Raw genomic sequence first — 12,820 nt, forward strand, 5'->3', positions numbered from 1 at the left:
ATCCGATTGAAATGTTTACGCAATTAGCTGTTCAAACAGTACAGTTTATGATAGAATGTCAAAATCAAATAAGACTCAAAGAGTTTCGGATGTACGATTCAGTTTGGGTTACACTAGAAAAGAAAGGAGTGAGGGTTATGGATTGGATTCTCTATTTAGCAGCGATCTTTTTAGTGATGTTTTCACAAATAAAAGTTCAGGGTGCTTATACCCGTTATCGGCAGGTCATGACGCTGCGTGGATATACCGGGGCTCAGGTGGCCCGGCGAATTCTCGATGATCATGGACTGCAGGAGGTGCGGATTGAGCCGGCCCAGGGCGGAGCCCTTTCTGATCACTATGATCCCAAAGCCAATGTTGTCCGCCTGTCTCAGGATATCTATGCCAATTCCAGCATTGCCTCCGTTGCCGTTGCCGCTCATGAATGTGGTCATGCGATTCAGCATGCTGAAAATTACGGCTTTATCACGCTGCGCAATTCAATTCTGCCGTTTGCGATGGTTTCCAGTCAGCTTTCCTGGGTGGTCTTAATCCTTGGCTTGTTGTTTAGTTCCACCGGGCTTTTCTACACAGGCATCGTGATGTTAAGCTGTGTTGCGATTTTTCAGCTGGTAACTTTGCCTGTGGAACTGGATGCCTCCAAGCGTGCTATGGCATTGGTGTTTGAGGAAGGCTTTGTCGTTCAGGAAGAACGCAAAGATATTAAAGCCATGCTGAGCGCCGCGGCTTTCACCTATATCGCATCATTGATCTCCTCGGTGCTGCAGATTCTGCGGCTGCTTCTGATCTTTAACCGCAATCGTGACTAGATAGAAATGCTCCTCAGTCTCCGGATTTACTGCCGGAGGCTTTTTGTTTTCAGCCGGCATGTTATAATAAACAAAAGGAGGCACGAATTATGAAAGTTTGGCAGCAGTATCTGGAAGAAGAAATTAGGGCTTTGCGTCAAATTGAGAGCACGCAGCAGGAGGCTATCGAAAGCGCTGCACGAATTTTGGCGGACTGTACGAAGAAAGAAGGAATCATCCGTGTTTTCGGATGTGGTCATTCTCATCTGATCGCCGATGATGTTTTTTATCGTTCTGCAACTTTAGGGAATGTCCAGGCTGTATTGGAAGAAGCGGTGACCGGGAATACGCAGATTACAAAGTCAGGGTTTCTGGAAAAGATGGAAGGGTATGCAGAAAAGATCATTGATTACTACCGCTTCGAACCCAACGATGTAGTAATCTGCATTTCCAACTCAGGCAACAACGCGGTTACGTTGGAATTCGCAAAGATCTGTCAGGAACGGGGTTTTCCTGTCATTGTTTTGACGAATACAGAATACTCGGCAACCTTAAAACCGCGGCATTCCAGCGGCAAGCATCTGATGGATTTCGGTGATGTTGTCATCTCCAACTGTTCGGCCATCGGCGATGCTGCCGTGGCAATTGAAGGTCTGCCAATGAAGGTTGGATCTACCTCTTCCATTCCGTTCATTTTTCTGATCAATGCGATTCTAGCAGAAGCTGTTGATCTTTGCGTGAAAGAAGGCTTTATTCCGGATGTTTATTATAATGGATCACTGCGTGTAAACAATCCAGCCTTGGGTGAACATAATTTTGCGATCATTGATAAATACTTCTATCGAATGCGTAATTTATAAGTTCTGATTACGACACATTTTGAAATCTGACCAAAAAAAGACAATGTTGGAATTCCATTGCCATGATATAATAGAGTTAAGAAATCAAATGAAAGTGTCGTTAAGAGAGGAAATGTTATGAAAAAAGCGTTGAAGATTATGGGTGTTGTTGCTTTGACAGGCGCGGGAATCTATGCGTGCAACTACTACAAGCAATACAGAAGATTTAAAAAAATGGAAGAGCGAATTGAAAATTTACCGCTACACAAGCTCCAGGAAGCCGTCAAAGAAAGACATCCGAATCCTAATACCGTCGTTGTGGAAGTTTCAAAGAGGGCAGGGTTGTGGCAGAAATTCATCGCTTGTCTTCATGTTTTATCAGCTTGAAATCTATGAAAGGTTAACAAAAAGTCCAATCAAACTTGGACTTTTTGTTGTATCCTAAGTTAAATTCAATAAGTTCAATAAATAACAAGACGCCGGAAGAAGGGAAGTGCTGCAATGAAAGTGGAAGACCTATTCGTTTGTTTATTAAGGAAAATGGAAGCCTGGATCTTATCTGATATCCCTTTAAGCTTCTCCTGTATTTCATCACTTCTGTTGATTTTTGTTATGCCTGGACCGACGTATTTACTGCTTCATCATCCCGAATGGCTGTTTCAATGGCATGATCTTGATATTCTTGCTTTTTCAGTAGGCTTTGTTCTTTTGGACTTTTGCCTGGGCATCATTGTTGTCCAGCGTTCCATGTCCACAACATCATTGATGGTATGTTGCCGGATGGTGGGCTTTGAGGTGTTGTTTTCAAAGTTCATTGGATTAGCCTTGCTGGAAATCTTTCCGCAGGCCGATCATTTCTTATTTTGGTTGACCGTGCTTATGGGAAGCCTGATTCTGATCTATATGCTTGCCGTCATCAGCCGATTCACTGCGAGCGAAGCTCAGGGATATAATTCTCATCCATAACTTCGCATAATGTATCTTATCCAATATTTTTGTTTCGTTATGAAGAAGAATGCAAAACTGCCGATATCACTTTTATCACTGAGAATGTCATTCATCCTTATTTTATCTGTTTCATGATTGAAAAACTGCCCGAATCATTTTGAGAAACGCTTTTTATATACCGAAAATATGGCGTTGCTTCTTAGCCTTGATCCTGCTCTATAGAAAAGGATGAAATAACAGATCATAAGCTAGGTCTGTTCGTTCATCCTTCTTTCCTTGTTTCGTTGATAAATATCAAGCGGGCTGGATGCTATTTCAGGAATTTTAAATAAGACGTTCCATAAGCCGGCATCGTAACTTCAAAGTTATCCGCGACCGTTGCTCCCAGATTCGCAAATGTATTGGCCAGCGGCAGCAAACCAGAGCCCTGATGAGATGGCGAATAAAGGATCAGCGGCACCATTTCACGGGTATGATCCGTTCCGGTATGACAAGGATCATTACCATGATCGGCTGTGATGATGACTAAATCGTCTTCGCGCAGCTGACTTAAAAAGTTTTGCAGCAGCTGATCATAATCTTCCAATTCCTGTGCATAGCCCTGCGGATTGCGGCGATGCCCCCACTTGGCGTCAAAATCAACAAGATTGACAAAACACAGACCGGTAAAATCCTTCTGCGTTAATTCAAGGGTCTGTTCCATACCGTGGTGGCTGCTTGTAGATTTGTAGGCCTCACTCACCCCTTCGCCGTCAAAGATATCTTTGATCTTGCCGACACTGATCACATCGAAGCCTTGATCTTTTAATTCATTGAGGACCGTTCGGCCGAAGGGTTTCAGAGCCAGATCATGACGGTTGCTGGTGCGCGTAAAATGACCTTTACCTTCACCGACAAAAGGACGGGCAATTACACGTCCAACCTTCCATTCATCCCGCATGGTGAGTTCACGGGCGATCTCACAGCAGCGATACAGCTCCTCCAAACCAAATATTTCTTCATGAGCCGCAATCTGCAGTACTGAATCCGCAGATGTGTAGACGATCAACTCTTTGGTTTTCATATGATGCTCGCCCAGCTCATCCAAAATTTCCGTACCGCTGGCAGACTTGTTTCCGACAATCTTATAGCCGGTGCGTTTCTCCAGTTCGTCGATCAACTCCTGCGGAAATCCGGTTTCCGTGAAGGTCTGAAAAGGTTTATCAATGTAAAGCCCCATCATTTCCCAATGGCCCGTCATTGTATCCTTGCCGACGGAAGCTTCCAGCATCTTTGTGTAATACCCCTGCGGATCGCGCTGGGGCTCAACGCCAAGGATAGGATGCAGATTGCCATAGCCGAGTTTTTCCATAGCTGGCATCGTTAATCCGCCTACCGTCTTCGCAATGTGCCCGATCGTATCCGCGCCCCGGTCGCCGTAACGTTCCGCATCCGGCATTTCACCGCATCCGACGGAATCCATAACAATAGTAAAAATTCGCTTATATTTCATGGTTGTTTTCTCCTTCTTCTTGATCCATTAATTTTCCAAGCCCTTCATCATAAGCCGTCCGCAGCCGATGCCTGTCGATATGCGTGTAAATCTGCGTCGTTGCGATATCGGAATGCCCTAACAGCTCCTGAACACTGCGCAGATCGGCTCCGCCTTCCAACATATGCGTGGCATACGTATGGCGTAGTTTATGCGGTGTGATCGGCTTTTGAATACCAGCCTGGATACATACTGATTTTATCATACTTTCAATTGAAGCAGTAGTTGTTTTCTTTCCCAGTCGGGTAATGAACAGCCAGGAGGTAGGTTTTTTCTGATACAGCGGCCGGACTGTGTCGACATATTCACGCACGATCCGCATCGTCTGCCGCGGCATCGGAACTAAGCGTTCTTTATTGCCTTTCCCCCATACCCGAAGCATGCCCAGTTCTAGATCTATCTGATTCATCGTCAGCTCCGCACATTCACTGACACGCAGCCCGCAGCCGTAGAGCAGCTCCGCAATCGCATGCCAGCGAATATCCTCAGGGCTTTGGCCAAACTGAGCCATCATCTTTTCAATCTCCTGTTTCGTGCAGTACACCGGCAGCGCCTGGGTTTTCTGCAGGTGTTCCAGATATTCAGCCGGATCCGGCTGATCAAAACGAAATGCCAAAAACTGATGAAAGCTGCGGATTGCGGTGATCGCATGATTGACTGAGGCTGAAGCATGTTCGCGGGACAAGACCCGGACATACTCTTCCAGCATTCCGGATTCAATCTCATCGATTTGAACTAACTCTTTTTGCTTCAGAAACTGAAGATACCGGCTGAGTTCATGCTGGTAACCCGAAATTGTTTTTTCAGATTTCGGAAACTGAATTGTGATGTAAATCAGATATTGCTGGAAGGCTTCTTCTAACGTCATATTCTCCCTGCTTTCCAGCTTTATTATACCAGAGTTATTCCATCATGGCGAAAATTTCCATCAGCCGGATGACCAAGGTTGACTTAATCCAGGCGGAAAAGAAGATCAACAGTAACGAAACGATTAAAACGTTGAGCCGGCTGTTAATCAGATGAATGAGCGAAAAATCACTGCGGCTGTAGCCCAGACAGCGTTGGATCAGAGCATAGGAAATCTCCGTGCTGATCACAGAGACTAAAAACAAGGCGATTAAATCGAACAGAATCTGCGGAATCAGCGTCAGCAGGATGCCCAACACCCCTTTCAGCTGATATGTCAGGACATACAAAACACACGAAAAGCCGATCTGCACGCCTTTGGTGAAAACGACAAAGCCGATTAATGGAATACCCGCTAAGGAAAAGCCGAGGAAAAAGACCGCCAGCATAAATAAAATATTCGTAACAAACTGACTCGTAAAAAAAGACTGCGGTTCTACACTGGTGATGACGGTCGTTAATAAGTAAGAAGACAGCCGCTCCACATCCGCGCTGCTGATCCAGCGTGAAAGCAGAACACCGGTGATCATACCAAAAATCAATAAAATAAGCAGAAAATTGATGGAGTTCTTATGCTTATCTGAGAAGTTTTTTAACTGGGGTTTAATTGTTTTCATGATTCCCTCCTGGTATCAATGTATGACGGCCAGCAGAGATTAGACTTATTTCCTGCGCTTGTCCGCAGTTTGGTTTTTAACCAGAGAAGCCGCAGTTGTCAGCTTGCCGCCCAGACTGAGCTGGCGGTTCAGCTGACTGATCAGATCCAGGGTTTCACAGGCAGGATCGACAAGCGGCGCATCAAACAAATTCATTTGAATTTTCTGGTCATGAATGCTGCTTAAGGAACCGACACCAATGCCTAAATGCCGCATCGGCTGATCTTCATAGTTTTCATCAAACAGCTCCATTGCCAGCTCAAACAGATCTTCACTGCGGTAAATTGGATGATCCAGCTTGCGCGAGCGGACATTGGTATTAAAATCGAAATAGCGTATGGAAATGGAAATGATCGTTCCCATCTTATCTTCTTCAATCATCCGCTCACTGAGCTTATCTGCCAGTCTGCGAAACAGCGCCCGTACTTCTTCTTCCGTAGAAAAGTCGTAGTTGAGCGTCGTTGACTGACTCATAGACTTGATTTCCGCATCGCTGATGATCTCACGATCATCCTCGCCGTTGGCCCGCTGGATGTAGGTTGCCGTATTCTTACCCAACAGCGGACGTAAGATCTCCGGATCCTTGACATTCGCCAGATCCCCAATTGTTTTAATCCCCAAAGCTTTCATCTGCGGCGCCGTTTTCTTTCCAATTCCGCGCATCTCCTCGATCGGCAGCGGCCACAGCTTGACCGGCACTTCCTGCTTTCTTAAAACAGTGATGCCCATCGGTTTTTTCATATCGCTGGCCATTTTAGCCAGAAATTTATTTGGGGCCACACCGATCGAGCATTTTAAATGCAGATCGCTGAAAAGCTCCTGCTGCAGCTGCCAGGCCAGATCCAGCGGTCGGGAAAAGCGATGAATCGCAGTGCTCATATCAGCATAACATTCGTCAATACTGGCTTGTTCAACCTGATCGGTATATTTCTTCACATAACTGATGAATTGTTCGGAAAGCTGCTGGTAATAGCCATGATGACCTTTGACGACGACTAATTGTGGGCAGAGCTTCAGCGCTTCTTTGATCGGCATTGCTGAATGGACGCCAAACTGTCGGGCTTCATAGGAGGCGGTAGAGACGACGCTGCGCTTGCTCATGCCGCTGACAACGACAGGCTTGCCCTGAAGAGTAGGATCCAGTAGAATTTCAGCGCTGGCAAAAAAAGCATTCAGATCAATATGATAGATCACTCGTCCCATCACGCTCTCCCCTTTCCTTATTCCTATCCTATTCCTGCTATAAATATCCGTCTGCGATCAAAAAAGACAATCTCTTTGCGGCAAACAAAAGCGAACTATCCAACAATTCAACTGTTCTTAATTATAGCATGAACTTGAACATCTTTCATCTTCCGTAAGAAAAAAACGGAAGATTTCTCCTCCGCTTCCCTTAACCGATTTTCGTATAACTATTCGTATAACTATTGGAATTGTTTTTGATGCGATGCTCTAAACGGAGTTTATCGGCAATCATTGCAATGAATTCCGAATTGGTCGGCTTTGCTTTTGAGGCGCTGATCGTGTAGGCAAAGATCTCATCAATGGCATCGATATTGCCGCGGTTCCAGGCGACTTCGATCGCGTGGCGAATGGCCCGTTCCACCCGTGAGCTGGTCGTCATATAGCGCCGGGCTATTTCCGGATAGAGAACCTTAGTAATCTGGCCGAGATAATCTACATTCAGATACGTTTCCAAAATTGCCGTCCGTAAATACATATAACCTTTGATGTGTGCTGGAATGCCGATTTCATGGAGAATTTCGGTAATCTCCCGCTCCAGCTGCAGACGCATCATGCGTTCATCATCAGGATCTTCCTCAGATGGATTCTGAGCTGTTGTTGGAGCTGACACCTTATTTTTCTGATAGCTGCAAATTTGAACAATCTTATCGCTGAGAGTCTTGGGTTCGACAGGTTTCATTAAGAAATAATCCACCTGATATTTCTGCATTTCTGCTGCCATAAAATCGTTGATCAAGCTGGAAGTACAGATAATTTTCGGCACTTGAATTCCTTCTCGGCTCAATGTGCTGAGTACCTCCATGCCGTCCAGTTTCGGCATGATGCAGTCCAGGACTAAAACGTCCGGATGACTCATGCGGATCCGCTCCAGGCATTCTTGTCCATCTTTGCAGCTCGGTAAAAGCAGCCAATCGTTTTTCTTCCGCAGTTCTTGTTCCATTTGTTGTCTAATTTCGCTGCTGCTTTCACACAGCAGGATTCTGATCTGTTTCATTCTGTTCACTCCTCTGTTCGTTGTTTCCATTTTATGGAATTTCAATTGAAAAAGAAGTCGAAACGGGTCGAAGTCCACGGAAAAGTTTCTGCTTTTTTGCCTGTTTTTGAACTCAAGCGAAAAGAAATGCCTGAATTTCAGGCATTTCCTTAGTTTCTGTCTGTTATTCGCTTTGAGCTTCCTGCAGCATCCAATCAATATAGATGCCGTAACCACTTTCGGGCTGACTGGTAACCATGTGCGTTACCGCTCCGATCAGTTTTCCGTTTTGAAGAATTGGAGAGCCGCTCATTCCTTGAATAATACCGCCGGTTTGATTCAATAAAGCCGGATCCGTAACCTGAAAGCGTATTCCTTTTACGGCTTGTCCGTTTTGTTTTCGCACTTCTGTGATTTGAATGGAATATCGTTGCGGGATTGTGCCCTGCACCACGGTATAAATTTCTGCCAGCCCTACCGTGGCTTCCTCGCGCGAGGCTACAGGCACGCTGATAGAAGTGGAAGGATAGGTTTGGACTTTCCCATACAGACCATAAATCGTATTCTTGCTGACCGTCCCAATCGGAATTAAACTATCCGACTGGCAGATTTTTTCACCCGGATTGCCAGAACTGGAACGGCGAACCGAAACGACGGTAGCTTCGAAGATCTGTCCCATGGTGACGTCCGCAGGACGGCTTTGACCTTCTTCAGCGATTTCATGTCCCAATGCCGCAAAGGTTTGCGTTGCCGGATCATAGTAAGTCATGGTTCCGACGCCTTTAATCTTATCTTTGACGTACAATCCGGTCTTAAATACTTTCTCTGATGCCAAATAACAGACAAACAAAGAAGCAGCCTCACGCTGCCCGTTACGGATTACAGTGACAGGAACTTGATTTCTCTCTTTCTGCAGCGTTTTCAAATTGGCAAATAACTCTTCCAGAGAAGAAACCTGTCTGCCATTGGATTCAATAATCCGGTCCCCTACCTGTATCGTCCCTTCCTTCGCTGCGGACAACGTTTCCCCATTGACTTCAAAATCATACATTCCACTGACATAAACGCCTTCGTAATTGACTGTGATCGCAATTGTATCGCCGCCCAGAATCACCGTTTTCTCCTGAGCTTGTATCGGCAACAGCGTTAACGTCAATAGGAAGGCCGTTAAACCCAAAAACCTTCTCATGGCCTCACCTCCGCAGTACTGATAGTATGGCATTCCGCGGATTTCGTTATAGCCTGAAAATCTTACCAAAGCCTGAAAAGCAGGCTCTGATCCGGTTGTTTAGTTGATTTTGAAATGATGAAATTCACTCAGAAACTGACGTATCTTCCCCTGTGTTTGTGAAAAAGCACGGTCAGTTTGACCGTGCCTCATTCACTTTCATTTGATTGCGCTGGAATAATTCCTGGGCGGCCTGACGAGCGGTAAGCGACAATTCGCCCTGAGAAATCAGCGCCAGCTGATCAATGCGCTCATCCTCACTCAGCCGCTGAATTTGTGTCTCTGTAAAATCCTGTCCTTGGCGTTTAGTCACATGATAGTGTTGATCTGAGCACGCTGCAACCTGCGCCAGATGCGTTACGGAAAAAACCTGGGCATCATGGGCCAGCAGACTCATCTTCAAACCGATCGCCGTAGCCACCTGGCCGCTGACGCCGGTATCAATTTCATCAAAGATGACAGTCTGAATGCCTTCTAAACGCGTAAAGATCGTTTTCAACCCGAGCATTAACCGGCTTAGTTCCCCACCGCTGGCAACCTGGGTCAGCGAACGCACCGGTTCGCCTGGATTCATGGAAATCATAAAGTCTGCTTCATCCAGACCATGAATTGAAGGCTTGGCCTCTTTCAGATGCAGGACAAAGCGGGCATGCGGAAGCATCAGGTCATGCAAATGAATTTCGACTTCCTTCTGCAATGACAGAGCTTTCTGCTGCCGCACCTGACGCAGCTTCAAGGCGGTTGCTTCAAACTGTTGATAGGCTGACTGAACCTGCAGCTGCAGCTGCTGCAGATATTCCTGGCGATGCTCCTGCTGATCCAGCTGCTGCCGGAAGTTCGCTTCCTTTTCCAGAATTTCATCCAAACTGCGGCCGTATTTTCGTTTTAACCGGTTGATTTCAAACAGCCGGCTTTGGACTTCATTGATCTGTTCCTCACTGAACTCCAGGGATTCAAAGTAGCTTTGCAGCCGCTCTTTTAAATCCTGCAGTCCATAGTAATGCTCGTTAAGCGCCTCGCTGATTTCGGCCAGCTCCTTTTCTTCCGGAAAACCACCGGTCAGCCGTGCTGCCTCATAGAGCTGTGGTACAGCACTTTGTTCCCCATCGAGGATTTCGAGACTTTCCGCCACCCGCTGATAAATTTTTTCCCGGGCGGCAATGCGGTGCTCAATCGCTTCCAGTTCCTCGTCTTCCCCAGGTTTTAACTGAGCCTGTTCGATTTCATTAAGCTGAAAGCGAAGAAATTCCAAATCTTGTTCGGCTTTAGGACTGCGGGCTTCCTCCAGCTGATCCTTTAGCTGGTGATAGGTTTTAAATTGTTCTTTCACTGCAGCGATCAGTTCATCCTCATCCAGATATTGATCCAAAAGGTTCAGAAAAGAGCTGCGGTTTAACAAGTATTGCGTATCGTGCTGCGAATGAATGTCAATTTCATGCGATAACAAGTCACGGATTAAATTTGCTGTTGTCACCCGATGATTTAACCGCATCTGACTTTTGCCTTCGGCACTGATTTCCCGGCTGATGACTACGTCTTCATCGCCGTCAAAACCTGTTTCCTGAAGCATCGTCAGCACCCGGGGATTCTGGGTAAAATCAAAGACGCCTTCGATCAAAGCCTTTGCTTCCCCTTTTTTGACAAATCCTGCTTGGGCCCGCTGGCCGCAAAGCAAGCTGATTGCATCGATCAAAATCGATTTGCCCGCGCCGGTTTCGCCTGTAAACACACTGAAGCCCGCATCAAAATCCAAATCGGCCTCATCAATAAGAATGAAGTTTTTGACATACAGATGTTTAAGCATCAGCCTTCCTCCTTCCGGAATGATTTATGACCCGCAATATTCTTTTATCACATCAAACAAGCTCAGGATATCAATGCCTTCCAGCCGCCGGATTTTATTTAAGGATCCCTGCGGAACATACGTGTCGCCAATCCCGACCCGACGGATTGTCAGGTCAGCCTGATGATCTGCCGCCCATTCCAGAATCGCGCTGGAAAGACCGCCGGCCAGCATGTCTGTTTCATAGACGATCACTGGTTTTCCCTCTTCAGCCAGCTGCATCAGCATCGCTTCATCCAAAGGCTTGAAGAAGCGGGCATTGACGACTTTGACAGGCAGTGAATTGGTTAAGACCTTGGAAACGACCTTATCGACATCCGACCCATAAGTCACAACGGTGCAGCAGTGATCCGGTTCCTCGTTCACGATGCTCCAGCTGCCGATCGGAATCGGTTCGGCTTGGGGCAATTCGTTATACAGCGCTGTGCCACGAGGATAGCGTAAGGCCATCGGATGGGATTGGGCAAATGCGGCAGCCATCAGCTGCTGAGCTTCTGCAGCATCCTTCGGCTGCGCCAGAATCAGATTCGGCAGTGACCGCAGGATCGCGATGTCGAAGACGCCGTGATGGGTGTCGCCATCCTCCCCTACTAAGCCAGCACGGTCAATGCCGATCACAACCGGCAAATCCATCCGGCAGATATCATGATTAATCTGATCGTAACAACGCTGCAGAAAAGATGAATACAAGGAGATAAACGGCCGCTTGCCGCTGATCGCCAGGCCTGCACAGAAGGTCGCGGCGTGTTCTTCGGCAATGCCGCAGTCAAAAGAACGTTCCGGATAGACCGCAAAGAACTTCTCCAGCTTGCTGCCGGTAATCATCGCCGGGGTGACCGCAACGATATCCTTGTTTTCTTTAGCCAGCCGAATCAATGTTTCGCTGATCACTGAAGACCAGGAAAGATAGCCGGCCGGGGTGGATGACAAAGGCTTTCCGGTCGCGGGATTAAACGGTCCGACGCCGTGCCATACACCTTCCTTGTCCTCCTCACAATAGGAATAGCCCTTTCCTTTTTTCGTCAGAACATGGACGACGACAGGCCCCTGATGCGATTTGGCAACGTTTAAAATCTGAATCAAACTCTTGATGTCATGACCATCGACCGGTCCTAAATATTCCAGACCGAATTCACCGAAAACACCTGTATCAATGACCCCTTTTTTCACAGCGTCTTTCATATTCTGCAGACCCGACAGAACAGCCTGACCGACATTGTTGCGGTTCAGCGCTGTCTTGAGATCATTTTTGAATGTGTTATAAGGCTTGGAGGCCCGCAATTTGGCAAAATTTTGGGTTAAAACGCCGACATTTTCCGAAATCGACATGTTGTTATCATTAAAAATAATGATGATATTGCGCTGTTCGCTGCCAATTTGATTCAATGCCTCCAACGCCATCCCGCCGCCCAGAGCACCATCGCCGATCACCGGAACAATGTGATATTGTTCATGGTTGAGATCCCGCGCAACGGCCATCCCCAAGGCTGCCGACAGCGAAGTTGAAGAATGGCCGGCTTCCCAGACGTCATGTTCGCTTTCCGTCCGCTTTTCAAAGCCGGACAGACCTTCATACTGCCGCAGCGAATCGAACCGGTTCGCCCGGCCGGTTAATATTTTGTGGGTATAACATTGATGTCCCACGTCAAAAAAGATTTTATCCTGCGGCGAATCAAACACCTTATGCAGTGCGATGGTCAGCTCAACAACACCTAAATTGCTGGACAGATGTCCGCCGGTCTTGCTGACATGATCAATCAGAAACTCCCGAATCTGCTGCGCCAGGGCTTTCAGCTGCCGCTGATCCAGATCTTTCAGAAAGGAAGGATCCTGTATATCGGTTAAATCCATTTCCGCTAACCT

At 46.8% G+C, this 12,820-nt stretch carries 12 protein-coding genes; 4 read left to right on the forward strand and 8 right to left on the reverse strand.

The window, feature by feature from the left end; genetic code table 11:
• Positions 1–137: 137 nt before the first annotated feature.
• The 4 genes from BN162_RS02680 to BN162_RS02695 all read left to right on the forward strand — a co-directional run bounded on the left by BN162_RS02680 (position 138) and on the right by BN162_RS02695 (position 2,593).
• Entirely contained in the window at positions 138–809 is a 672-nt protein-coding gene (locus BN162_RS02680) for a zinc metallopeptidase (RefSeq protein WP_020223519.1), read from the forward strand.
• A gap of 89 nt (positions 810–898) precedes the next feature.
• Positions 899–1,648, forward strand: a complete 750-nt coding sequence (locus BN162_RS02685; protein WP_020223520.1) for a sugar isomerase domain-containing protein — start codon at positions 899–901, stop codon at positions 1,646–1,648.
• Positions 1,649–1,765: 117 nt separating this feature from the next.
• The gene (locus tag BN162_RS02690) at positions 1,766–2,014 is read left to right on the forward strand and encodes a hypothetical protein (protein WP_020223521.1); all 249 of its coding nucleotides are present in this window, start codon (positions 1,766–1,768) and stop codon (positions 2,012–2,014) included.
• Positions 2,015–2,128: 114 nt separating this feature from the next.
• Positions 2,129–2,593, forward strand: coding sequence for a hypothetical protein (locus tag BN162_RS02695; protein WP_020223522.1), 465 nt, complete (start codon positions 2,129–2,131; stop codon positions 2,591–2,593).
• A 292-nt stretch (positions 2,594–2,885) separates the two neighbouring features.
• On the opposite strand, the gene deoB is transcribed toward BN162_RS02695, so the two are convergent.
• From deoB to dxs, 8 genes are all read right to left on the reverse strand, one after another.
• Positions 2,886–4,067 carry a phosphopentomutase gene (gene deoB / locus BN162_RS02700; protein ID WP_020223523.1) on the reverse strand — a complete coding sequence of 394 codons (1,182 nt, stop codon included), beginning with the start codon at positions 4,065–4,067 and terminating at the stop codon, positions 2,886–2,888.
• Positions 4,057–4,974, reverse strand: coding sequence for a tyrosine-type recombinase/integrase (locus BN162_RS02705; protein ID WP_020223524.1), 918 nt, complete (start codon positions 4,972–4,974; stop codon positions 4,057–4,059). The genes deoB and BN162_RS02705 overlap by 11 nt, the downstream gene beginning before the upstream one ends.
• Positions 4,975–5,008: 34 nt before the next feature.
• Complete coding sequence (locus BN162_RS02710) at positions 5,009–5,629, reverse strand: stage II sporulation protein M (protein ID WP_020223525.1); 621 nt, start codon at positions 5,627–5,629, stop codon at positions 5,009–5,011.
• Positions 5,630–5,674: 45 nt separating this feature from the next.
• Positions 5,675–6,871, reverse strand: a complete 1,197-nt coding sequence (dinB, locus tag BN162_RS02715; RefSeq protein ID WP_020223526.1) for a DNA polymerase IV — start codon at positions 6,869–6,871, stop codon at positions 5,675–5,677.
• Between the two features lie 190 nt (positions 6,872–7,061).
• Entirely contained in the window at positions 7,062–7,907 is an 846-nt protein-coding gene (gene spo0A / locus BN162_RS02720; protein ID WP_020223527.1) for a sporulation transcription factor Spo0A, read from the reverse strand.
• A gap of 163 nt (positions 7,908–8,070) precedes the next feature.
• On the reverse strand, positions 8,071–9,075 hold the full coding sequence (gene spoIVB, locus BN162_RS02725; RefSeq protein ID WP_020223528.1) for a SpoIVB peptidase: 1,005 nt from the start codon (positions 9,073–9,075) through the stop codon (positions 8,071–8,073).
• 172 nt (positions 9,076–9,247) lie between these two features.
• The gene (gene recN, locus BN162_RS02730) at positions 9,248–10,918 is read right to left on the reverse strand and encodes a DNA repair protein RecN (protein WP_020223529.1); all 1,671 of its coding nucleotides are present in this window, start codon (positions 10,916–10,918) and stop codon (positions 9,248–9,250) included.
• Positions 10,919–10,942: 24 nt separating this feature from the next.
• Entirely contained in the window at positions 10,943–12,808 is a 1,866-nt protein-coding gene (dxs, locus tag BN162_RS02735; RefSeq protein ID WP_020223530.1) for a 1-deoxy-D-xylulose-5-phosphate synthase, read from the reverse strand.
• Positions 12,809–12,820: the final 12 nt, after the last annotated feature.

It is taken from the genome of Holdemania massiliensis AP2 (assembly GCF_000327285.1).
Taxonomy (GTDB): Bacteria; Bacillota_I; Bacilli_A; order Erysipelotrichales; family Erysipelotrichaceae; genus Holdemania; species Holdemania massiliensis.